Origin of the sequence: Enterobacter sp. BNK-22 (genome assembly GCF_048684805.1) — a bacterium.
In the GTDB taxonomy this organism is placed as follows: Bacteria; Pseudomonadota; Gammaproteobacteria; order Enterobacterales; family Enterobacteriaceae; genus Enterobacter; species Enterobacter quasiroggenkampii.
This window is the reverse complement of the sequence record NZ_JBLQTT010000001.1, coordinates 1,092,619-1,115,890: the sequence shown is the minus strand read 5'-3', so window position 1 is coordinate 1,115,890 and position 23,272 is coordinate 1,092,619. Positions and strand designations below refer to the sequence as shown.

The window sequence follows — 23,272 nt, the reverse complement described above, 5'->3', positions numbered from 1 at the left end:
CTGCCAAAACCCTCATTCTATCATGCAGGCGCGCAGCGACCAGTAGCGTAATGTGATATCGGACGCACCTTCGAATCGCACCCGGGCCGGATAGTCAGGAAAATAGCGGCTGCTCATCACCCCTTCGCCCTGGTTAATGAAGATTTCGACGCTGGAGCGGTCGCACAGGACGCGCAAATGACGGACGTCCCCCTGCCAGTAGCGGGTCAGGGTTTCACCGGTTTTCAGGCTCGCGCGCTCCAGACGTATACCCTGCTCATCGAGCGTGAGGCGCAGCGCGCCGGCAAAATCGACGTTCACCTGCGCGGCGCCCAGCTCAAACTCCAGACGCGTCGCGTCCAGTTCGGGCGCGTCGCTGGCGCGCCCCTGCCAGTGCTGCTCATCTTCACGCAGCGCCGCCAGTTCGCGCGCCGGGGTCTGCCAGAGCCTGCCGTCGCGATAGCGTAGTTCGCGCGGGCAGGTCATCTGGTGCATCCAGCCGTGCGCCCGGGTGGGCTGAAGCATCTCTTCCCCGTCCGGTACGCCCATCCAGCCAATCAGGATGCGGCGTCCATCTTCCGCCAGCGTGGTTTGCGGGGCGTAAAACTCAAACCCCGCGTCCAGCTCGTGCAGATCGCCGTTATCGAATGCGGCGCTGGCATAGTCAAACGCCCCGCTCATCCAGGTAGCCGGATAGGTATTGAGGTAGCGATGCGGCTGGCGCGCCAGCCCCTGCGGGCAGCAGATCAGGACATGTGTCCCGTCGAGGGCAAACAGGTCCGGACACTCCCACATATAACCCGCGTCCGTCAGGCCGTTAACCCCGTGACCGGCGATCTCCCCGCAGGATGTCCAGGCGTGCAAATCGGCTGATTTAAACAGCAGCACCTTGCCGCGCTTCTGCACATCCTGCGCGCCGAGCACCATGTACCACATCCCCTCGTGCTGCCACACCTTCGGGTCGCGCACGTGGCCGGTGTAGCCTTCCGGCAGCGCCAGCACCGGCCCCAGCTTCCTGAAGGTCCCGTCCGGCTGCTCCACGGCCAGGCACTGCCAGGCGGTGCGGCTGCCGTCATCGAACTTGACGTTGCCGGTGTAGCACAGGGTCAAAACGCCCTCGTTATCGACGGCGCTACCGGAGTAGCAGCCGTTGCGGTCATAGTCTTCATCGGGCATCAGCGCCAGGGGCTCATGCCGCCAGTGCACCAGGTCCGCAGAGCTCCAGTGCCCCCAGCACTTAAAGCGATGCTCGCAGTCCAGCGGGTTCCACTGATAGAACAGGTGATAGCGGCCAGCGAACCAGATAAACCCGTTCGGGTCGTTCATCAGCCCCGTCACCGGCGCGGCGTGCCATTGCGGATAATGGCTGTCCGCCAGCGCCCGCGGCTGACCTGTCATAACGGCCTGCAGGATCGCAGGCCAGCGGGAAGGTAACGTCATTATTCAGAATCCGTTTTATATTTCAGCAGCAGTGAGACGGTGAACGCCACGCCGAAGGCAATCACCATGCCGATAATATAGTTCAGCAGCGAGCTGGCCTGCACGATGGCCATCCCCGGAATCGCGGTCAGCCCGACAGCGGTCATGTACACATGCACGGAGACCACCCATGCCCCGCCCACCGCGCCGCCAATCAGCGCAGCGATAAACGGCTTAACGAAGCGCAGGTTGATACCAAAAATGGCCGCTTCGGTGATGCCCAGCATTGCAGAGAACGCCGACGGCAGAGTAATGGCTTTGATTTTGGCATCTTTGGTTTTGAACCACACCGCCAGGCAGGCACCGCCCTGCGCCACGTTCGCCATGGCCCAGATCGGCAGCAGGAAGTTAACGCCAATCGACGGGTTGCCCAGCAGCCCGGCTTCAATCGCGTGGAAGCTGTGATGAATACCGGTGATCACAATCACCGAATACAGTCCGCCGAACAGCAGCCCGGCGAGCCAGCCCGCGTGGGCGATCAGCGTGCTCAGAATAAAGGAGATACCGTCGCCCAGAGCGCGCCCCGCCGGGCCAATAATCAGCAAGGCGATAAAGCCGGAGATGACGACGGTGAGGAACGGCGTCAGGATCAGGTCTAACGCATCCGGGATCGCGCGGCGCAGGTTTTTCTCCACGATGCTCATAAACCAGACGGCCAGCAGCACCGGGAATACCGTGCCCTGATAGCCAATCATCGCGATCTCAAGGCCGAAGAAGTTCATGGTGTGGAAGCCCGACGCCACGCCCCAGGCGTTGGTCAGCGCCGGGTGGGTCAGAATGCCGCCCAGCGTCGCGCCGAGGTACGGGTTACCGCCAAATTCGCGCGCGGCGGTAAAGCCAATCAGAATAGGCAGAATGATAAACGCCGCCGAGCTGCACATGTCCAGCATGATGTAGATAGCGTTATCCGCATTGACCCAGCCGTAGGTTTTCACCATGCCGAGCAGGCCCATCAGCAGACCGGACGCCACAATCGCGGGGATGATCGGCACAAAGATGTTGGAGAGCAGACGGGCAATGCGCTGGAACGGGTTCAGCTTGCGCGCCGCCAGATCCGCAGCCTCAGATTTACTGGATTCGCTAATACCCGCCGCCTGAATAAAGGCGGCGTACACCTTGTTGACCACGCCCGTGCCAAAAATCACCTGCATCTGCCCGGCGTTACGGAAGCAGCCTTTCACACCGTCGACCTTGCCGATAGCCTGCTGATCCGCCAGCGCGTCATCGACCAGCACCAGACGAAGACGCGTTGCGCAGTGCGCCGCGCTGGCGATATTTTCCTTGCCACCGAGCAGCGGAATAAGCTCGCGGGCGATTTGATTAAAATCCATAGATACCTCTGCCTGACTTCTTTTTATGATGTGCGAAACGCTCCCGCCAGGCGGGAGCGTGATGGGTTAAAACCAGGTTTCCATCTGGACCCCAAAGTTCCATTCCCCGCCGGCGTTGAAGCCGCTGCTGCCAAAGGCATCATCGCTGGCGTAATGATCCAGTTTGCTGCTCCAGTCCATCCAGGTGGCAAACAGGCGCAGTTCGGGACGGCTGAAGAAATCGCCGATTTTGCTCGCTTTTAAGGTTGGCGCAAAGGTCAGCTTGTAGAAACTGCCGTTCACGGCGTTGCGATCCTTATAGCCTTCCGGGTTTAAATCCATGTACTGATAGCTGCCCTCAAACGCCAGCGCGAAATTCTGGGTGACCTCTTTGATCAGGCGGGTGTTGAGCGTTACCCACTCATAGCTATCGCCCTTGACGTAGCGATCTTTACTGCTCTGTGCCAGAACGGCGGGCGCAACGCTCCAGCCACCGCCGATTGGCGTGACACCGTAACTTGCGAAGCGCCAGGTGTCCGCCTCAGACAGCAAGGCGCCATCGGAGCCGATGCTTTTCACCTCCGCACCCAGCCCGTGACCATACAGCAGCGCCGTTTTGGCGGTCCCTTCGCGCAGGCCGTAGAAGCTGTCATTATGCAAGCCCACCAGGGCATGAACGCCGTGATTGGCGGCATCCGTTTTGATGAGATCGCCGTTAGTGTCTTTACGGTCGTCGTTATCCTTCGCCCGCAGGCCGCTCACCATCAGCTGGAACGGGCCGGCGAAGTGGTTCATGCTGAGGATATAGTTCTGAACGTTGTTGTCGGTCTGCTCCACGCTGCCGAAGTTGCGGCCATAAATGGAGAAGTTGCTGCGCAGCGAATCGTTCCATTTCACGTCATAAACGCCGCCGCCGGTACCGGCCAGGAACACCACGTCGGAATCCAGCCAGTGGATGTCAAAGTTGTCGCGGTCGAAGCGTTTACCCGCCCAGAAGGTACTGCCCTTCAGCGCGCCGGTAAAATCAGGCAGGTTGCCCAGCTCTGCGAAGGCCTGGCGAATATTGAGGTCGCTGGTATCGGCTGACCAGTCGTTATAGGTTCTCTGACCGTCGGCCAGCATCGCTTTAAAGCGCGTGGTCGCCCCGTTATCCAGGGTTTGCTTGTGCTCCAGGTTCAGCTCGACGTAGGTGTCGGCTTCGTTACCCAGACGCCCCACCGCACCACCGGTTTCACCGGCTGGCGTCAGGTAAGGGCCACTTTTGCTGCTGGAGGCCGCATCGTTCATCAGCAGGCCAGAGCGGGCATAGCCGTGGAACTCAAACCCGCCGGTCTGATCCGCCTTCTTCTCCAGCGCGGTGGTGCGCTGCGCCACCTCCTGGGTCGTCGTTTGCGCCTGCTGCTGAGCGGCAACCAGCTGCTGCGTTTTTTGTTCTGCTGCCGCGGCGCGTTTCTCAGCCACCTGCGCGCGCGTCTCTGCGTCCTGAAGGCGCTGCTCCATCGCGGCAAGGCGCGCTTCAATACTGGACATATCGGTCTGGGCAAAAACAGAGGTACTTCCGGCCAGCATGCCTATCATCACGGCAAGTCTGCGTTTTTTATACATTTTGTCGCATCCCTAAAAGAAGTCATTAAACGTGCTAAATTGCTAAACCGGTTTAGGTTGCTGATACTAAACCTGTGAATTTTGGATCGGCAATCTTTTTTGCTAAACCGATTTAGTAAGTGTGATCGAGGCGACAATTCAGGCCGCAGGATGGCGGCCAGGAGAGGAGAAATTACAGGTCGTGCTGCCAGGGCAACGCGGTCATCGCCCCTTTGGCCGTGGTGGCCAGCGCGCCGCAGCGCTGGGCGAGCGCGATAACCGGCGTCAGGTCCTGTCCGGCGGCCAGCCCGTAGAGCAGCCCCGCCACAAAGGCATCGCCCGCACCGGTCGTATCGACGCACTGCACAGGCGTTGCCGGGTAGTGTTTTACGGTACCTTCATGCCACGCGGTTACGCCCGCTTTTCCCTGGGTAACCAGCACCAGACGCGCCGGGCAGCGCTGCATCAGCACCTCCAGACCAACGTTTACCGCCGCGCTACCGGTGAAAAAGGCCAGTTCTTCTACCGAAAGTTTCACCACGTCAGCGCTTTGCAGCGCCTGTTCAAGACAGCGGTGAAGTGCGTTCTCATCCGGCCAGAGATCCGGGCGAATATTGGGGTCGAAACTGACGTAACCGCCCGCCTCCCGGATGGCGGCCATCGCCTGAAAGGTCGTGGCACGGCTCGGCTCGGCGCTTAAGGCGATGGAGCAGACGTGCAGCCACTCCCCGGCGCTGAACGTCGGCAGGTCGTCGGGGTCGAGAAACAGATCGGCGCTTGGGCGCACCATGAAGGTAAACGATCGCTCGCCGTGGTCGTCCAAATCAACCACCACCGTTGAGGTGCGGTGCGCCGGGTCAAGGCGCATCCACGTCACGTCAACCCGCTCGTCAGCGAGCGTTTTCGCCATAAACCGCCCGAAAGGATCGTCGCCAACCCTGCCAATAAAGGCGCTCTGGCCGCCAAGCCGGGCAATACCGACCGCGACGTTCGCTGGCGCGCCGCCAGGGCACTGCAGTAATCGACCTTCTCCATCTGGCAGCAAATCCACTACCGCATCGCCAAGTACCCAGATTTTCTTCATGTGATCCTCGTAGCTAAACTATGTTAAACCGATTTAGCTATTTAAGCACAGGCCGGGCAAAGGGGAAATAACGGGAGGGAAATTTGACTTAACGCACCAGATGCGGCCAGTGGATATCGCCGACGCCATTCAGCTGCGGCCGGGCAAACAGAAATCCCTGAAAGCGTCGGATCCCGGCAGATTCGAGCCAGCACCACTCCTCAATTTTCTCGATACCTTCCGCCACCAGGGTGATTTCAAGATCGGAGCAGCAGCTGATGATGGAGCGCACAATTGCCTGTTTCGGGCCGCTCAGGTGAATATTGCTGACAATTTCCCGGTCGATTTTAATTTTATCCGGCTGGAACCGGGTCAGCAGCGAAAGTCCGGCATAGCCCGAGCCAAAATCATCGATCGCCAGGCCAATCCCCTCACCGCGAAGCTGCTTGATGGCACTGTTAAACTGGTTGAACCCGGAGATCATCTCGTTTTCAGTGACTTCAATGACCACCTGCTCCGGCTGAAGGCCATGTTTTTTAATCTGAGCGACCAGAAATTCCACTGCGCCAGGGACATTCACCAGCGACATGGGCAGCAGGTTTACCGCGATTTTATGGCTGCCAATGCCCAGCTTTTCCGCCAGCGCAAAGGCATAGGCTTTTGTCTGGAGATCGACTTCGTAGATGTTGTCCGGGTCGACGGTGCTGAAGAAATGCTCCGGGCTGCCGCCGTCGTTGCCGCGGATAAGCGCCTCAAGGGAGCTGATCTTCCCTTCCGAGGGCTCGACAATAGGCTGCAGCGCAAACTGGCAGGTTTGCCCGGCAATCAGGCCCAGGTGTTCGCCAAAGGGTAGCGTTTCGGTCGAGAGCGTCCATTTGTCCGCGGTGTAGCGTGCCCCCGACGGGACCGGACGTTTACCGGTTATGAAGGTCTGAATAAATTTGAACACCCGATCGTCGGAGGTCAGATAGCTGTCCAGCTTGCTGTAGCGCAGCACCGACTGCAGCACCTCTTTCGGCGACTGCGTTTGCAGATCGAACAGCAGCATGCCGACGTTTTCGAAGCGTCTGCGCGGACCATAGTCCCGCAGCAGTTCTACCACCCCGCTGTGCCGCTTGTCCTCACGGATGGTATGGAAAAGTTTGACCACACTCTCTTCCGACCCTTCGAGGATCTGCAGAACCTCATTCCCATTAGCCAGGAGGACGCCGGTAATAGCCAGTTTTGTGTTGCGGCCCCTGGCGCGCTCCACCAGCTCCCGCAGTTCAGTGGACGGGCGGGATAAATTCAACTGGCTTCGGTAGATCAGAGTCGTCAGCACAAAAAGGGGTTCCAATGAGAAAGAGAGGTGCCTTGAAGCTACTATGTAACATACTTAATCAATGCGACCTAACATATTCACGCTACAGGGGAACGTTACTTTTTCTCGTCCCCGATCCGGCTGTTAATCCTCTCCTGCATAAAGTCGTAAAACGGGTTCGAGGTGACCCGCATCAGCGCCTCTTTTCCGACGCTTAATACGGACGTTTCTCCCCAGAGCGCAATCGTCCCCAGGCTGATACCGTAGCGGTTTTTCACCCCAGGTTCGCGACCATAGAGATCGTCATCCGGCGGGAACGGCACCGCAACGTGCGACAGGGAATAGACATCCTGCGGCCAGGACTGGGCAAGCGGCACCACCGTCTCCTGCGTTCTGCCTGCCGGGGTTATTTTCGCCACAGTCGAGAAACTGTGCTCGCTGGCATTGGTGATAATCGTGACACCGTAACGTCTCTGTGCGACCGGCAGCAGCGCCGTGGTGGCCGTCCAGGACGACGGTTTGAAGAGCGGACGGAAGCTCGCCGCCTGGTTGATATCGAACATCACCAGCTCGCTGCCGTTTGCCGGAAGCTGGTCAAACAGGCCGCTGACCACCGCGCGGGTACTGACCGTGGAGTCCATCACCGACTGGAACGCCAGCACCGGCGGCAAATTCGCCAGCCTGTTTTCCCGCGCCGCGCGGCCAATCTGCTCCTGCAGGGCCTTCGTCAGCAGCCACGACTGGCGGGCGGCGTTCACCGGGAACGAATTGTATTTATACGGATTATATTCCGGGGAGATATTCAGCCAGGCCGCTTTGGCAAACGGCGGCAGCAGCGCCGGTAGCCCGGCGAAACCGGCGAACCGCGCAAAGGCCGTCACGCCAATCATCGGTGAGAGCAGGATCACCTGCTGTGGTTTACGCAGCGCTGGCGCGTCCAGCGCATCGAGGGCATATTTCATCGCCAGCGCCCCGCCGTTGGAGTAGCCCACCAGATGCAGAGGCACAGCCTCACCCGCCAGGCGCGTAGCTTCCCGTACGGCAAGGCGCGTGGCCGCCAGCCACATTTCCCAATCAACATCCGTCAGCGCGCCGGGCGCGGTGCCATGGCCGGGAAGACGCGGGACCACGGCCACAAAGCCGTGCTGCTGATAGTTCACGGCAAGGCGCCTGACGCTGTATGGCGAATCCGTCAGCCCGTGCAGCAGCACCACCGCGCCGCGGGGCTTTCCGGCTGGCATCAGCACAAAGGAGCGGTTGGCATCGGGGGCAAACTGACCGGGCCACACCATGCTCTGGCGGTAATAGCGGTTTAACGGGGTTTGTTCCTCGCCCGCTGTTTTCGCCGTCACCGCGTTATCCAGATCGGTGAAAATCGCCTTTTCCCGGGCGAGGTATCCGGCGAAATCAGCGTTATCCAGCTCGCGAACGGACATCTCATCTGCCCGCCAGGTGTGCCACAGGTGCAGTTCCGGCCCCTGCTGCGAGAGATACACCCGCACCGCCAGCAGGACGACCAGGACGATCCCCACGACCATTCCTGTTTTCTTTGCAAGCGCGATCAGGCGCACGCTGACTCGCCAGGGCAAATTCGCCATGAGGGATCCCTTTTATGTTCTCAGTGCTTCTATCTTATCAAAAATGTGAACAGGCTGACGTATTCACCAAATTCATACCTGTCAGGTCAGCCAGTGCACCAAAAGTGAACTACGCTGCACAAATGTTGATCATTGGTTAACCAAATATTGCATGAAGTTTACTGCGCAGCGGGTTTTCGCCCGCCTGTGAACATGGCACGCGTCATGCATTGTTAATCAGGTAACACAATTTCGGCCATTGACAGCCTGTTAACAGCGAGGCGGTATGACGACGAAACCTGAGATGTTGAGCCGTATCGAAGCGACTTTCAGCCAGCTGACCCCCAGCGAGAAGCGGGTCGGGAGCTGGCTGCTGGCGCACGCCGCGCAAATCCCGTTTGAAACGGCGGAGAGCGTCGGGCTGGCGAGCGGGACCAGCGGGATTACCGTCGGACGCTTTCTGCGCAAGCTGGGGTATCGCAACCTGGAGGATGCCAAAAAGAGCCTGCGCGATCCTTACCAGCCCTGGGGCATGAACGAGCGCCTCGACTCCTGGCAGCAGCAGCGCCCCCTGCCCAACCGCCTTCAGCACGCCCTGTCGCTGGAAGTGGACGCCATTACGCAGGTGTATCAGCTGGCGCAAACGGACGCTTTTCGTCAGGTGGTGCGCCATCTGGCCCACGCGGACGCGGTTTTTGTGCTGGGGATCCAGTCCACGCGCGGGATCGCCAACGCCTTCTTCAGCCACCTTGAATACCTCCGCCCGCGGGTGAGCTACTCCGAAGGGGCATCCGGCAGCTGGGTGGAATCCCTGAACTCCGGGTTTGCGCACCCTTATGTCGTGCTGACCGATACGCGTACCTACTCCACGATGGCCCGACAGTACTGCCGCGTCGCGAGCGAGAAAGGCATTCCGCTGGCCTTAATCACCGATATCTGGTGCCCGTGGGCGCGGGATTATCCGATTGATTTACTGCAGGTGAAAACCGATACCGGTCATTTCTGGGATTCACTTGCCCCTGTGAGCTGTTTGTTCAACCTGCTGCTGTCGGGCGTGGTGGAAGCGCTGGGTGATGCGCTTCCGGCGCGCCTGGCAGTAAACCGACAATTACAACAAGAGTTTGGTCAATTCGAACGCTAAAGGAGCGGAGCTATGCCCGTAGAGAGTGAACTGATTGATGTGGCGAAGACGTTCCCCACGCTGCATATCGATCTGAAGTACGCCACCGCCGACAATATTACCGGCCGCCCGATTTACCAGGAGGCGCTGTGCCTGCTGCATACCGACGCGGCCACCGCGCTGGCAAAAGCCATCAGCATTGCCACGCTGGCCGGACTGAAGCTGGTGGTCTACGACGCCTATCGGCCGCAGCAGGCGCAGGCCCAGTTGTGGGAGGCCTGCCCGAACCCGGAATATGTTGTCGACGTGGCGATTGGCTCCAACCACAGTCGCGGCACGGCCATCGACGTCACCCTGATGGACGAGCATAACGCCGTGCTGGATATGGGCGCCGGTTTTGACGAAATGCATGACCGCTCGCATCCGTATCACCCTTCCGTGCCGCCCCACGCCCAGCGCAACCGTCTGCTGTTGAACGCCATCATGTTCGGCGGCGGTTTTGTCGGGATCGGCAGCGAATGGTGGCACTTCGAACTGCCGAACGCCGCCAGCTACCCGCTGCTTGATGACCGTTTTGCCTGTTTTCCCCTGACGCACACCCCTCTTTAAACCTGGAGCACTGCCATGAAAACATCGCTTCTCTCGACCGTCATTGCCGCCACGCTGGCCCTGAGTGCACCGCTGGCGCTGGCTGCCGTCCCGAAAGACATGCTGGTCATCGGGAAAGCCGCCGACCCGCAAACGCTCGATCCGGCCATCACTATTGATAACAACGACTGGACCGTCACCTATCCATCCTACCAGCGTCTGGTCAAGTACAAGCCAGGCTCTACCGAGGTGGAAGGCGATCTGTCGACGGGCTGGAAAGCCTCCGACGACCAGAAAGAGTGGACCTTCACCCTGGCGGATAACGCCAAATTCTCCGACGGCACGCCGGTCACCGCCGAGGCGGTCAAACTCTCCTTCGAACGCCTGCTGAAGCTCAGCCAGGGGCCGTCTGAAGCCTTCCCAAAAGATCTGAAAATTGATGCCGTTGATGACCATACGGTGAAATTCACCCTCAGCCAGCCGTTCGCGCCTTTCCTCTACACCCTGGCGAACGACGGCGCCTCCATCATTAACCCGACGGTGCTGAAGGCCAATGCTGCGGACGACGCGCGCGGCTATCTGGCGCAAAACACCGCTGGCTCCGGGCCGTTTATGCTGAAGAGCTGGCAGAAAGGCCAGCAGCTGGTGCTGGTGCCAAACCCGCACTGGTCGGGCGACAAGCCGCACTTCAAGCGCGTCTCGGTGAAAATTATCGGTGAGAGCGCGTCGCGTCGTCTGCAGCTTTCCCGCGGTGACCTGGACATTGCCGACTCCCTGCCGGTCGATCAGCTGGCGGCCCTGAAGCAGGAAGGGAAAGTCGCCGTCGCCGAATACCCGTCCCTGCGCGTGACCTATCTCTACCTCAACAACAGCAAAGCGCCGCTCAATCAGGTCGATTTACGCCGCGCGGTCTCCTGGGCGACGGACTATCAGGGGATGGTGAAAGGCATTCTGAGCGGCAACGGCAAGCAGATGCGCGGCCCAATCCCGGAAGGCATGTGGGGATTTGACGCCACGGCCATGCAGTACAGCCTCGACGAGGCCAAAGCCAAAGCGGCCCTGGAGAAGGTTAAAGACAAGCCCGCCAGCCTGACCTTCCTCTACTCTGACAACGATCCGAACTGGGAGCCTATCGCGCTCTCAACGCAGGCCAGCCTTGGCAAGATCGGCATTAACGTCAAGCTGGAAAAACTGGCCAACGCCACCATGCGTGACCGCGTCGGCAAAGGCGATTACGACATCGCCATCGGCAACTGGAGCCCGGACTTTGCCGACCCGTACATGTTCATGAACTACTGGTTCGAATCGGACAAGAAAGGGCTGCCGGGCAACCGCTCGTTCTATGAGAACAAAGAGGTCGATTCCCTGCTGCAGGCCGCGCTGAAAACCACGGACCAGGCGGAACGCACCAAAGATTACCAGCAGGCGCAGAAAGTGGTTATCGACGAGGCGGCCTACGTTTATCTGTTCCAGAAGAACTACCAACTGGCGATGAACAAAGAGGTCAAAGGCTTCACCTTTAATCCGATGCTCGAGCAGGTGTTTAACATCGCCACCATGAGCAAGTAACCGTTTCGCCGGGGGAAAGTGTATGACGTTCTGGAGCATCGTGCGCCAGCGCTGCTGGGGGTTACTCCTGGTGGTGGCCGGTGTCTGTATTATCACTTTTATTATTTCGCACCTGATCCCCGGCGATCCGGCCCGTCTGCTGGCCGGCGACCGCGCCAGCGACGATATCGTGCAGAACATTCGCCAGCAGCTGGGGCTGGATCAGCCACTGTACGTTCAGTTTGGCCGTTACGTGGACGCCCTGGCCCACGGTGATTTAGGCACCTCCATCCGGACCGGCCGTCCGGTTGCGGAAGACCTGAAGGCTTTTTTCCCCGCCACGCTGGAACTGGCCTTTTGTTCCTTGCTGCTGGCGCTGGTCATCGGCGTGCCGCTGGGGATTTTGTCGGCGGTATACCGCAACCGCTGGCTGGATCACCTGGTACGTTTAATGGCGATGACAGGGATCTCCACCCCGGCCTTCTGGCTTGGGCTGGGCGTCATTGTCCTGTTCTACGGGCACCTGCAGATCCTGCCGGGCGGCGGCAGGCTGGACGACTGGCTCGACCCGCCTGCCCACGTCACCGGCTTTTATCTGCTGGATGCCCTGCTGGAAGGTAACGGAGAGGTCTTTTTCAATGCGCTGCAGCACCTGATTTTGCCCTCGTTGACGCTGGCGTTTGTGCATCTGGGCATCGTGGCGCGTCAGGTTCGTTCCGCGATGCTGGAGCAGCTTAGCGAAGACTACATTCGCACGGCCCGCGCCAGCGGCCTGCCCGGCTGGTATATCGTCCTGCGCTACGCCCTGCCGAATGCGATGATCCCGTCGATTACCGTGCTCGGGCTGGCGCTGGGCGACCTGCTGTACGGTGCCGTGCTGACTGAAACCGTCTTTGCCTGGCCGGGCATGGGAGCCTGGGTGGTGACATCCATTCAGGCGCTCGATTTCCCTGCCGTGATGGGCTTTGCCGTCGTTGTTTCGCTGGCCTACGTGCTGGTTAATCTGGTGGTCGATCTGCTTTACCTGTGGATTGACCCGCGAATTGGGCGCGGAGGTGCCGAATGATGTTAACGCAGGAAACGCCCGTCCCGGTTAAACCCGTCAGACAACGTATCAACTGGGCAAAGCTGTTCTGGATGCTGCGTCAAAGCCCGCTCACGATCGTTGGCGGCGTCATTATGCTTGTGATGCTTTTCATTATGGTGGCCGCACCGTGGATCGTGCCGCATGACCCAAACGCGCTGGATCTGACCGCGCGCCTGCAGGCGCCGTCTGCGCAGCACTGGTTTGGTACCGACGAGGTGGGCCGCGATCTGTTCAGCCGCGTGCTGGCGGGCAGCCAGCAGTCCATTACCGCCGGACTGGCGGTGGTGGTGATTGCGGGCGGCATCGGTTCGCTGCTGGGCTGTCTGTCCGGCGTGCTGGGCGGGCGCGGCGACGCCGTCATCATGCGAGTGATGGACATTATGCTCTCGATACCTTCCCTGGTGCTGACCATGGCGCTGGCCGCCGCGCTCGGGCCGAGCCTGTTTAACGCCATGCTGGCGATTGCGATTGTCCGCATTCCGTTTTACGTCCGCCTGGCACGCGGCCAAACCCTGGTGGTGCGCCAGTTTACCTACGTGCAGGCCGCCCGCACCTTTGGCGCCTCCCGCTGGCATTTGATCCGCTGGCACATCCTGCGCAACGCCCTGCCGCCGCTGATTGTGCAGGCGTCGCTGGACATCGGCAGCGCCATCCTGATGGCCGCCACGCTGGGGTTTATTGGCCTGGGGGCGCAGCAGCCGACCGCCGAATGGGGCGCGATGGTGGCCGTCGGCCGTAACTACGTTCTGGACCAGTGGTGGTACTGCGCGTTTCCCGGTGCGGCGATTTTGATAACCGCCGTGGGCTTTAACCTGTTTGGCGACGGTATCCGCGATCTGCTGGACCCGAAATCGGGAGGTAAACAGTGATGACCGATCCGGTACTCAAGATTGAAGACCTGCATCTGAGCTTCCCGATTTTCCGCGGCGAGGTCCACGCGCTGAACCACGTCTCGCTGGAGATCGGCAGGGGTGAAATTGTCGGCGTGGTGGGCGAATCCGGTTCAGGTAAATCGGTGACCGCCATGCTCGCCATGCGGCTGCTGCCGGAAGGCAGCTACCGTATTCATCATGGCCAGGTGAAATTACTCGGCGAAAACGTCCTGACGGCGTCCGAGAAACAGCTTCGCCAGTGGCGCGGCGCAAAGGTCGCGATGATTTTTCAGGAGCCCATGACCGCCCTCAACCCGACGCGGCGGATTGGCAAACAGATGGTCGAGGTGATCCGCCAGCATCAGCCGCTTTCCCGGCATGAGGCGCAGCAGAAGGCGATTACCCTGCTGGAAGAGATGCAAATCCCGGATGCGAAAGCGGTCATGGCGCGCTATCCGTTTGAGCTGTCCGGCGGGATGCGCCAGCGGGTGATGATCGCCCTTGCCTTCTCCTGCGAGCCGGAGCTGATTATCGCCGACGAACCGACCACCGCGCTGGACGTCACCGTCCAGCTGCAGGTGCTGCGCCTGCTGAAGCACAAGGCACGGGCCAGCGGCACCTCGGTGCTGTTTATCAGCCACGATATGGCCGTGGTGTCCCAGCTCTGCGACAGAATGTACGTGATGTATGCGGGCAGCGTGATCGAGAGCGGTGCCACGCAAACGCTGATCCACCAGCCTGTGCATCCCTATTCCATTGGCCTGCTGCAGTGCGCGCCGGAAAACGGCCAGCCGCGCGCCCCGCTTCCCGCCATCCCCGGCACGGTCCCCAACCTCAGCCAGCTTCCGCAGGGATGTGCGTTCCGCGAGCGCTGCTTTGCCGCCGGGACGAAATGCAGCGAAACACCGCGCTTACAGCCCCATGGCGCAGAGGGCCAACAGGCTGCCTGCTGGTATCCACAACGGGAGAAAGCCCATGTCTGATGTACTGCTGGAACTGGATAGCGTGCACGTGAATTTTGCGGCACGTAAAAACTGGCTGGGCCGCGTGACGGAACAGGTGCATGCCCTCAACGGGCTCGACCTTGAGATCCGTCGGGGAGAAACGCTTGGCATTGTCGGGGAGTCCGGCTGCGGGAAAAGCACGCTGGCCCAGCTGCTGATGGGCATGCTTAAGCCCAGCACCGGCGCCTGCCAGCGGGCGCACCATGCGGGCGGCATGCAGATGGTGTTTCAGGATCCGCTCTCTTCGCTCGACCCGCGCCTGCCGGTCTGGCGCATTATCACCGAGCCGGTGTGGGTACAAAAGCGCAGCAGCGAGCGCGAACGCCGTCAACTGGCTGAAAACCTGGCGCTACAGGTGGGCATTCGCCCGGAGTATCTCGACCGGCTTCCGCACGCCTTCTCCGGCGGGCAGCGCCAGCGCATTGCCATCGCCCGGGCGCTCTCGTCCGATCCAGATATCATCGTGCTCGATGAACCCACCAGCGCGCTGGATATCTCCGTGCAGGCGCAGATCCTCAACCTGCTGGTGACCCTGCAACAGCAGCGTAATCTGACCTACGTGTTGATCTCACATAACGTCTCGGTGGTCAGGCACATGAGCGACCGCGTGGCGGTGATGTACCTTGGGCAGATTGTGGAGCTGGGCAGCGCCGCTCAGGTGCTTGGGGAGCCGCGTCATCCTTACACCCGTCTGCTGCTCGATTCGGTTCCCCGCACCGGTGAACCGCTGGATGAGACGCTGGCCTTACGCAAAACGGAGCTTCCCGGCAACCGTCATCTGCCCGAAGGCTGTTTTTTCCGTGACCGATGCCCGATGGCCGCGCAGGGGTGCGAACGTCCTCAGCCGTTACAGCCCTCTCGCGAGGGCCGTGATGTCCGCTGCTGGCGCAGTCTGGGTTAAATTTGCGCCATCCCACCGTCCACGAACAACTCGGTGGCGTTAATAAAGCTGGCCGCGTCGGAGGCCAGAAACGCCACCACTTTACCCACCTCACCCGGCGCGCCTAAACGGCCGAGCGGCACCTGTGCGGCCAGCGCGTCGTACAGCCCCTGACGATGTTCTTCCGGCACCAGATCGCCGAGGCCAGGGGTTTTGATCGGGCCCGGGCTTACCACGTTGACGCGGATCCCACGGCCCTGCAAATCCAGCGCCCAGGAGCGGGCAAAGTTGCGCACGGCGGCTTTGCTGGCGCTGTAGACGCTAAAGTTTGCCGTCCCCTTAATGGACACCGTCGAGCCGGTCAGAATAATCGAGGATCCGGCAGACAGCAGCGGCAGCGCCTTCTGTACCGTAAACAGCACCCCGCGGACGTTGGTGCCGAAAATCCGGTCAAACTGCTCTTCGGTTATCGCGCCCAGCGGCAGCATATCGCCGCCACCCGCATTGGCGAACAGAATATCGAGGCGGCCTTCTTCTTTGGCTATCCGGGCATAGACCTCGTCCAGGTCCGCCAGTTTTGACACGTCAGCGCGAATGCCCACTGCCGTTGAAGCGATTTCAGCCACCGCCGCGTCCAGCTCGGCCTGACGTCGTCCGGTGATGTACACCTTCGCGCCCTGTGCAGCAAGCTCCTGCGCCGTGGCAAGACCGATGCCGGTGCTGCCGCCGGTGACCAGTGCGATTTTTCCTGAGAGAGTCGTGTTCATGTCATTTACCTTTTGTTGGGTTTGCGTTGGACAAACTTTAGCCCTTGCTGGATTAGTGAAAAACTGGCAAAAATGAAAATGACTATTCACACACAGAAATAATCAGGGGAGCCGAATGGACCAGCTAATGGCGATGCGCGCGTTTACCCGGGTGGTGGAAACCGGCAGCTTTACCCGCGCGGCGGACTCGCTGAACATGCCCATCGCCACCCTGAGCAAGCTGGTGAAATCGCTTGAGGCGCATCTTGAAATACGTCTCCTGCACCGGACGACTCGCCGGGTGGTCGCGACGCCGGAAGGGGCGGATTACTATGAAAAAGCGCTCAGGGTCTTGATAGATATCGAAGATATCGACACCGCGTTTCGCGTTTCCCGTGCGACGCCCAAAGGGCATTTGCGGGTTGACGTGGGCGGCTCCACCGCTCGGGACGTGCTTATTCCCCTGCTGCCGGATTTTATGCAGCGTTATCCGGAAATCCGCATCGATCTTGGGGTAGCCGATCGTCCGGTTGATCTTATCAGCGGTAACGTAGACTGCGTCATCCGCGGCGGCCCGCTGAACGACTCGACCCTCATCGCCCGCCATATTGGCAACGCCGAAATGATTACCTGCGCGACGCCGGGTTACCTGAAAAACCATGGCGTTCCGGCCTATCCGCAGGAGCTGTGCAACGGCCACAAGCTCATTAGCTACCTCTCGCCCGTCACCGGGCGGGCATTTCCGTTTCGCTTCAGAGAGAACGGCGAGACGCTGGAAATCAATATTCCGCATTTTCTCGGCGTAAACGAAAGTAATGCCCATCTGGCGGCTGCCGCAGCGGGATTGGGGATCGTTCAGACGTTTGAGTATTCGGCAAATGCGTATTTACAGGCGGGTACGCTGACGGCGATCCTGAGCGACTGGCGCCCTGCCGCCTATCCGTTTCATGTGGTTTACCCTCAGAACCGGCATCTGACGCACCGTCTTAAGGTGTTTATTGCGTGGCTGGCGGAGGTGTTTCCCGCCGCACTGAAGGGATAGCCGGGCGCAAACCCGGCAGGGAGTTAATTTAGCGTGTAGTCCAGGGTAATCTCGGCTTTCAGTAGCTGCGAAACCGGGCAGCCCGCTTTCGCTTTCTGAATAATACCGTCAAACTGCTGAGGAGCGATGCCGGGAACAGTCACCTTGCTTTTCAGGGCAACCTTCGTAATCGCAAAGCCGCCGTCGGTTTTATCCAGAGAGACGTCTGCGGTGGTATCAATAACGTCAGCGGTATAGCCCGCTTCTCCGAGCATCAGCGACAGCGCCATCGAAAAACAGGCCGCATGTGCCGCGCCGATCAGCTCTTCCGGGTTGGTCCCCTTTTCACCCTCAAAGCGGGTATTGAAACCATAAGGCTGCTGATTGAGAACGCCGCTCTCGGTGGAAACCGTCCCTTTACCGCGCTTAATGTCGCCAGACCAGTGTGCCGAACCGTGCTTATGAATAGTCATTCTTGCTCTCCTTTTGGCTTACAAAGGGTTAAGTATAGAAGGCTGTCCGGATTCTGCGGGCAAGACAGACGAGTCTTAGTCACTGAGTAAATGGTGCGCCAGTGCGTCGAGGAACACCCGCAGCGCGGCAGGCTGGTATTCCCGGGACTGATAAATGCCATGGATGGCCAGCGGTTTCGGCTCCAGCGTCTCCAGTACCGGCACCAGTATTCCCTGCGCCAGCGCGGTTCGCGCCTCACGCTCCGGCAGCATGGCGATACCGCAGTGCTTAACCGCCGCGTCCATCAGCAGCGAAGAGATGCTGGCGCTCAGGTTGCCGCTGACGGCCACGCTCAGGCTTTCGCCTTCCGGCGTCAGGAAGTGCCAGGACTGCCCGGCAAAAAAGCTGTAGTGCAGGCAGTTATGCCGGGCTAATTCTTCGGGGCTGACGGGCGTGCCGTGCTGCGCCAGATACTCCGGCGAGGCGCAGAGCACCGAGCGACACTCCCCCAGCCTGCGGGCAATCATGCCGGGTTCGGGATTGTCGGTAATGCGCACGGCGACATCAATGCGTTCTCCCACCAGGCTGACCGGATGGTTGTTCACATCCAGTTCGATGCGCAGCTGCGGGTAGCGCGAGAGCAGACCGGGCAGCACCGGCGCAATCAGGTGCATCGCGGTAAAGTGCGCGCAGGCCACCCGCAGGGTACCTGACGGGAGATCTTTCTCTGACTGGCCTTCAATTTCCTGCGAGATCTGCGAGAGCGTCCGCGTTTTTTGCAGCACCTTTTCCCCTGCCGCAGTCAGCGTCAGCTTGCGCGTGGAGCGGTTTACCAGACGCGTCCCCGCCCACTTTTCCATCTGTTCAAGGTAGCGGCTCACCATTGGTCGGGAAATACCCAGCGCGCGGGCCGCCGCGCTCAAACTTCCCAGCTCGCATATCCGGTTGTAAACCTGGGCGGCAATAACGCGATCCATATAAGCTCCATTTGCTCGATTTATGAAACTAAGCATGTCCTGTTTCAGGAATTCTGGCAAATGCGATTATCCGTACAATAGAGACATTCCTGAACAACAGAGACAACAGTATGAAATTCACTCACCTTGCCCTGCTTTCCACGCTTTTCACTCCGGCTGTTTTTGCCGCACCGTTGAGCATTGATACCTATAACCCTCAGGAGAAAGGCATTTTCGCGGTCTCCTCCACGCTGGTTTCCGGCCCGAAAGAAGCGGTGCTGTTTGACGCGCAGTTCAGCGTGAAGGATGGCGAAGCGCTGGTAGAGAAAATTCGTCAAAGCGGTAAAACCCTGAACAAGATTGTGATCACCTCCGGCGATCCGGATTTCTATTTTGGCCTGCAGCCGCTGGTCAAAGCCTTCCCGAACGCCAAAGTGGTGGCCACGCAGCATGTGGTTGACCACATCAAGGCTACCAAAGACGCCAAGCTCGCCTTCTGGGGTCCGCAGATGAAAGACGGCGCGCCAACCGAGCTGGTCGTCCCGCAGGTGCTCGCCTCCACCACGTTTATGGTGGACGGAGAAAAGATCGATATCGAACAGCCTGACAGCTACGCGGCCTATGTGTGGATCCCGTCAGCGAAGACCATCCTCGGCGGCACCGGGGTAGCCTGGGGAATTCACGTCTGGACAGCTGACACCCAGACAGCGGAAAGCCGTAAGCAGTGGCAGGAAACGCTGGTGAACATGGCAGCGCACAAACCCGAGCGCGTGATCCCGGGTCACTATCTGGGCACCCCACCAGCCGGGACGGGGGCGATTGATTTTACCCGTGACTATCTCCAGCGCTTCGAAAAGGCCTTATCCGTTCATAAAGATTCTGCAGGCGTCATCAGCACCCTGAAAAAACAGTATCCGAACCTGGCTGAAGAGAGCTCGCTGGAATTAAGCGCTAAGGTGAATACCGGCGAAATGAAGTGGTAATGTAAACTCTGCTCCTGCTATATTTTCGTGATAGCAGGAGCACCGTCATAATATCCCCTCAACGCCACTTTAATTTACCCCCACATTTCAAAAGCACACAAAAGCATACACTTATGTCATTTTTATTTCTAAGATGAATCTGAGCCACAACCGGGAAAATATTTGCCATTCTGTTTATGAATTAATTTTTTTGCGAGCCGTACCATTAAACAGACAACGACACGGAGGCAGCATGTTTACTTATTACCCGGCAAATACCGCAGCAGCACAACCTGAACTCGTTAACGCGATTGCACAGGGTCTTCACGCCGAGCACGGTGCTGTGACTGAAGATGACATTTTGATGGAACTGACCAAGTGGGTGGAATCCACAGATAATGACATCCTCAGTGACATCTACCAGCAGACCATTAACTACGTCGTCAGCGGGCAAAACGCACCCTTGTAAAAACCTGCTAAGCTGGATCTGCAACCTAAGGGGTTACATTTCGTTTGCGTAAGCAAACTGGTCCTTAAAACTATCAACAGGATTGAGGAGTTAATATGAAATCGAACCGTCAGGCACGCCATATTCTGGGACTGAATTACAAGCTTTCTAATCAGCGCAAAGTGGTGATTGAAGGCGACCATGAAACGCAAGTCACTCACGCCACCGGCAGAAAACGCCACGCCGGCAAGTAAGTTCCAGACTGAGATCCAGAACACCATCGGTAATCCCGATGGTGTTTTTGTTTATGTGTTGCGGTAATTAATATTTAGCTCCTTTATAATACCGCCGGACCGCACCCCATCGCACAGGCCAGAAAGATGACAAACAGCAGTGTCAGGGACGGATCTTCATAAAAAGAGTGAGTGACATGGACAACAAACTGAAAAAACATCGTTCCTTATACATCCCATACGCCGGACCGGTTTTACTCGAATTCCCCCTGCTCAACAAAGGCAGCGCCTTCAGCATGGAAGAGCGCAGCAGCTTTAACCTGCTGGGTTTACTGCCCGAAGTGGTTGAAACCATTGAAGAACAGGCAGAGCGCGCGTGGATCCAGTACCAGGGTTTCAAAACTGAAATCGACAAACACATCTACCTGCGCAACATTCAGGACACCAACGAAACCCTCTTCTATCGCCTGGTACAAAACCATCTTGAAGAGATGATGCCGGTGATCTACACCCCGACGGTGGGTGCCGCCTGCGAGCGTTTCTCCGAGATCTACCGTCGCTCCCGCGGGGTATTCATCTCTTATCAGAACCGTCACAACATGGACGATATTCTGCAGAACGTGCCTAACCACAATATCAAAGTGATTGTGGTGACCGACGGCGAACGTATTCTCGGCCTCGGCGACCAGGGCATTGGCGGGATGGGGATCCCTATCGGTAAGCTCTCACTCTACACCGCCTGCGGCGGCATCAGCCCGGCGTATACCCTGCCGGTGGTGCTGGACGTCGGCACCAACAACCAGCAGCTGCTCAACGACCCGCTCTATATGGGCTGGCGTCATCCGCGTATTACCGACGACGAGTACTATCAGTTTGTCGACGACTTCATCCAGGCCGTGAAGCACCGCTGGCCGGACGTGCTGCTGCAGTTTGAAGACTTTGCGCAGAAAAACGCGATGCCGCTGCTGAACCGCTATCGCGATGAGATCTGCTCCTTTAACGACGATATCCAGGGCACCGCTGCCGTCACAGTGGGTACGCTCATCGCCGCCAGCCGTGCAGCGGGAAGCCAGCTGAGCTACCAGAAAATCGTCTTCCTTGGCGCAGGCTCCGCGGGCTGCGGTATTGCCGAGCAGATTATCGCCCAGACGCAGCGCGAAGGCTTAAGCGAAGAGCTGGCCCGCTCCCGCGTCTTTATGGTGGACCGTTTCGGCCTGCTGACCGACGGCATGCCAAACCTGCTGCCGTTCCAGACGAAGCTGGTGCAGAAACGCGACAACCTGAAAAACTGGGATACCGACAACGAAGTCCTTTCCCTGCTGGACGTGGTGCGCAACGTGAAGCCGGATATTCTGATCGGCGTTTCCGGGCAAACCGGTCTCTTCACCGAAGAGATTATTCGCGAGATGCACAAGCACTGCGAGCGCCCTATCGTGATGCCGCTGTCTAACCCGACGTCCCGCGTGGAGGCGACGCCGCAGGACATCATCGCCTGGACCGAAGGTAACGCGCTGGTTGCGACCGGCAGCCCGTTCGATCCGGTGGTGTGGAAGGATAAAACCTATCCGATTGCCCAGTGCAACAACTCTTACATCTTCCCGGGCATTGGTCTGGGGGTGATTGCCTCCGGCGCGTCCCGCATCACCGACGAAATGCTGATGTCGGCGAGCGAAACCCTGGCGGGCCACTCGCCGCTGGTCAACGACGGCGAAGGTCTGGTTCTGCCTGAGCTGAAGGACATTCATAAGGTGTCGCGCGCTATCGCGTTTGCGGTGGGTAAAATGGCGCAGCAGCAGGGCGTGGCGGTGAAAACCTCTGCCGACGCGCTGCAGCAGGCCATCGACGACAACTTCTGGAAGCCTGAATACCGCAGCTATCGCCGTACGTCGATTTAATCCGCTTTGACCGTTCCCTCTCCTCAAAAGGGAGAGGGAATGTCATCACCCTCCTCCCTTTATTTTCTTTGCCGCTTCTACGTCATTCCTCTTCCCCTTATTAAAAAAATAAATGTTTCAACAACTATTCATACCCCATTGAAATATAAAAATTTCGCATAACACTTTTTGTCTAACAAACGTATTTTTTTAAGAGTTTAGTAACGTTTTGCATTACTAAAAATAGGCGTTTTGAAATGACAACCCTTGGATATTATTGGCTGAAAGGTGATGGAAACTCAGACATCAAGAGTACTATTGACGTGCAAAATTGCGAGGAAAGTAAGGAGCGGTAATGTACTATAAAAATGAAGTGATAAGTTATTTGCAGGCGAATAACATCCTTGCGTTAAAACTCGAGCATGCATTAACGGGTGTAGGAAAAGCCGTATCAAATCAGATTGAAACGATCGGCGCAGGTGCAACGCGCGCGCTGTATTATACCTCCTGCTTTACTGATGAATATCAAGACGTATGTCAGAAACAAAAGTCCGAAGACATCCGATTTGCTAAAGGTGTTTATCATATTATATGGCATAGAGATGTTGTGTATGAAATGCTCAATATCTACTTTGAAGAAGTATTCCGACACAAAACCTCCGATCAGCTAGAGCACATCAAACAATTGCTAATGGCAGTAAATATTCATATCGCCGCAAGTTCACTTACAAACGCCGGATTTGCTTTAGCAGCAGCATCATATGTTGCTGCAGGTATGAATCTAAGCCTTGAACTTAGTGCACTGGCTGGGCGAAGAGCGGGACAGGTTGTTGGAGGTATTGGCCTGTACGGTATTGTTCAGAAAGCAGCAGATAGTTCGCATCGCCTTCATATTACTTATCCAGCGTACTACTCAGCGCTATACGCTAAAGAGCTGGAAATGTTGTACTTCTTGATAGAGCCATTGTTTAAACGGGCTGAAGCTTTTAAAGCACAATGGGTATCGGATAGTGAGATTGCAGATATCATAACAAGGATGGTTCAGTAATCATGATGCATCTTATTAAAAGATTTTTCAGGCGGATATTCTTTTCATTGATATCGATGTACGGCCCTTCGCTATTGACACTGTTATTTGCAGTTGTCTTTTTCCAACTTTGCCCTGACGGGCCAATATGGCCTGTTCCT

The 23,272-nt window shown here is 58.2% G+C and carries 22 protein-coding genes; 13 read left to right on the top strand and 9 right to left on the bottom strand.

Going from position 1 to position 23,272, the window contains the following annotated elements; genetic code table 11:
* Positions 1–12: 12 nt before the first annotated feature.
* The 6 genes from ACMGGE_RS05115 to ACMGGE_RS05090 form a co-directional block, all read right to left on the bottom strand.
* The gene (locus ACMGGE_RS05115) at positions 13–1,419 is read right to left on the bottom strand and encodes a sucrose-6-phosphate hydrolase (RefSeq protein WP_420293452.1); all 1,407 of its coding nucleotides are present in this window, start codon (positions 1,417–1,419) and stop codon (positions 13–15) included.
* Positions 1,419–2,789: a sucrose-specific PTS transporter subunit IIBC gene (locus ACMGGE_RS05110; RefSeq protein WP_023619263.1), complete on the bottom strand. Its 1,371-nt coding sequence runs from the start codon at positions 2,787–2,789 to the stop codon at positions 1,419–1,421. Before ACMGGE_RS05110 ends, ACMGGE_RS05115 begins: the two co-directional genes overlap by 1 nt.
* A 66-nt stretch (positions 2,790–2,855) precedes the next feature.
* Positions 2,856–4,373: a carbohydrate porin gene (locus ACMGGE_RS05105; protein WP_045908770.1), complete on the bottom strand. Its 1,518-nt coding sequence runs from the start codon at positions 4,371–4,373 to the stop codon at positions 2,856–2,858.
* Positions 4,374–4,545: 172 nt separating this feature from the next.
* Positions 4,546–5,436 (bottom strand): aminoimidazole riboside kinase, encoded by an 891-nt coding sequence (locus ACMGGE_RS05100; RefSeq protein ID WP_420293451.1) that lies wholly within the window; start codon positions 5,434–5,436, stop codon positions 4,546–4,548.
* 88 nt (positions 5,437–5,524) lie between these two features.
* On the bottom strand, positions 5,525–6,736 hold the full coding sequence (locus ACMGGE_RS05095; RefSeq protein ID WP_420293450.1) for a diguanylate phosphodiesterase: 1,212 nt from the start codon (positions 6,734–6,736) through the stop codon (positions 5,525–5,527).
* Positions 6,737–6,831: 95 nt separating this feature from the next.
* Entirely contained in the window at positions 6,832–8,313 is a 1,482-nt protein-coding gene (locus ACMGGE_RS05090; protein ID WP_420293449.1) for an alpha/beta hydrolase, read from the bottom strand.
* Positions 8,314–8,578: 265 nt separating this feature from the next.
* On the opposite strand from ACMGGE_RS05090, the gene ACMGGE_RS05085 reads away from it, so the two are divergent.
* The 7 genes from ACMGGE_RS05085 to ACMGGE_RS05055 are packed head-to-tail and all read left to right on the top strand — an operon-like array spanning position 8,579 to position 15,412.
* Complete coding sequence (locus ACMGGE_RS05085; protein WP_420293448.1) at positions 8,579–9,433, top strand: MurR/RpiR family transcriptional regulator; 855 nt, start codon at positions 8,579–8,581, stop codon at positions 9,431–9,433.
* A 12-nt stretch (positions 9,434–9,445) separates the two neighbouring features.
* A complete protein-coding gene (ddpX, locus tag ACMGGE_RS05080) occupies positions 9,446–10,021 on the top strand; it encodes a D-alanyl-D-alanine dipeptidase (protein ID WP_025911023.1) in 576 nt (191 codons plus the stop codon).
* Between the two features lie 15 nt (positions 10,022–10,036).
* Positions 10,037–11,569, top strand: a complete 1,533-nt coding sequence (locus ACMGGE_RS05075; RefSeq protein WP_048223320.1) for an ABC transporter substrate-binding protein — start codon at positions 10,037–10,039, stop codon at positions 11,567–11,569.
* 22 nt (positions 11,570–11,591) lie between these two features.
* Positions 11,592–12,614, top strand: coding sequence for an ABC transporter permease (locus ACMGGE_RS05070; RefSeq protein ID WP_023327529.1), 1,023 nt, complete (start codon positions 11,592–11,594; stop codon positions 12,612–12,614).
* Positions 12,611–13,504 (top strand): D,D-dipeptide ABC transporter permease, encoded by an 894-nt coding sequence (gene ddpC / locus ACMGGE_RS05065; RefSeq protein ID WP_045908776.1) that lies wholly within the window; start codon positions 12,611–12,613, stop codon positions 13,502–13,504. Before ACMGGE_RS05070 ends, ddpC begins: the two co-directional genes overlap by 4 nt.
* The gene (locus ACMGGE_RS05060) at positions 13,504–14,490 is read left to right on the top strand and encodes an ABC transporter ATP-binding protein (protein ID WP_196364529.1); all 987 of its coding nucleotides are present in this window, start codon (positions 13,504–13,506) and stop codon (positions 14,488–14,490) included. Before ddpC ends, ACMGGE_RS05060 begins: the two co-directional genes overlap by 1 nt.
* Entirely contained in the window at positions 14,483–15,412 is a 930-nt protein-coding gene (locus tag ACMGGE_RS05055; RefSeq protein ID WP_045908778.1) for an oligopeptide/dipeptide ABC transporter ATP-binding protein, read from the top strand. Before ACMGGE_RS05060 ends, ACMGGE_RS05055 begins: the two co-directional genes overlap by 8 nt.
* Here the strand turns inward: ACMGGE_RS05055 and ACMGGE_RS05050 are convergent.
* Positions 15,409–16,158: an SDR family NAD(P)-dependent oxidoreductase gene (locus tag ACMGGE_RS05050; RefSeq protein WP_262749829.1), complete on the bottom strand. Its 750-nt coding sequence runs from the start codon at positions 16,156–16,158 to the stop codon at positions 15,409–15,411. The genes ACMGGE_RS05055 and ACMGGE_RS05050 overlap by 4 nt on opposite strands.
* 115 nt (positions 16,159–16,273) lie before the next feature.
* On the opposite strand from ACMGGE_RS05050, the gene ACMGGE_RS05045 reads away from it, so the two are divergent.
* Positions 16,274–17,179, top strand: coding sequence for a LysR substrate-binding domain-containing protein (locus tag ACMGGE_RS05045; RefSeq protein ID WP_420293447.1), 906 nt, complete (start codon positions 16,274–16,276; stop codon positions 17,177–17,179).
* 23 nt (positions 17,180–17,202) lie between these two features.
* On the opposite strand, the gene ACMGGE_RS05040 is transcribed toward ACMGGE_RS05045, so the two are convergent.
* Positions 17,203–17,631: an OsmC family protein gene (locus ACMGGE_RS05040; RefSeq protein WP_420293446.1), complete on the bottom strand. Its 429-nt coding sequence runs from the start codon at positions 17,629–17,631 to the stop codon at positions 17,203–17,205.
* 75 nt (positions 17,632–17,706) lie between these two features.
* Positions 17,707–18,588, bottom strand: coding sequence for a LysR family transcriptional regulator (locus ACMGGE_RS05035; protein ID WP_045908780.1), 882 nt, complete (start codon positions 18,586–18,588; stop codon positions 17,707–17,709).
* Between the two features lie 110 nt (positions 18,589–18,698).
* Between ACMGGE_RS05035 and ACMGGE_RS05030 the strand changes: the two genes are divergently transcribed.
* The 5 genes from ACMGGE_RS05030 (at position 18,699) to ACMGGE_RS05010 (ending at position 23,132) form a co-directional block, all read left to right on the top strand.
* Positions 18,699–19,550 carry a Vmh family MBL fold metallo-hydrolase gene (locus ACMGGE_RS05030; protein WP_023292348.1) on the top strand — a complete coding sequence of 284 codons (852 nt, stop codon included), beginning with the start codon at positions 18,699–18,701 and terminating at the stop codon, positions 19,548–19,550.
* A 232-nt stretch (positions 19,551–19,782) separates the two neighbouring features.
* Positions 19,783–19,998: a biofilm-dependent modulation protein gene (bdm, locus tag ACMGGE_RS05025; protein WP_013096534.1), complete on the top strand. Its 216-nt coding sequence runs from the start codon at positions 19,783–19,785 to the stop codon at positions 19,996–19,998.
* A 95-nt stretch (positions 19,999–20,093) separates the two neighbouring features.
* Complete coding sequence (gene sra / locus ACMGGE_RS05020; RefSeq protein WP_008501714.1) at positions 20,094–20,231, top strand: stationary-phase-induced ribosome-associated protein; 138 nt, start codon at positions 20,094–20,096, stop codon at positions 20,229–20,231.
* A 176-nt stretch (positions 20,232–20,407) separates the two neighbouring features.
* A complete protein-coding gene (locus ACMGGE_RS05015; protein WP_032674848.1) occupies positions 20,408–22,105 on the top strand; it encodes an NAD-dependent malic enzyme in 1,698 nt (565 codons plus the stop codon).
* Between the two features lie 334 nt (positions 22,106–22,439).
* Entirely contained in the window at positions 22,440–23,132 is a 693-nt protein-coding gene (locus ACMGGE_RS05010) for a hypothetical protein (protein ID WP_262801650.1), read from the top strand.
* Positions 23,133–23,272 lie beyond the last annotated feature (140 nt).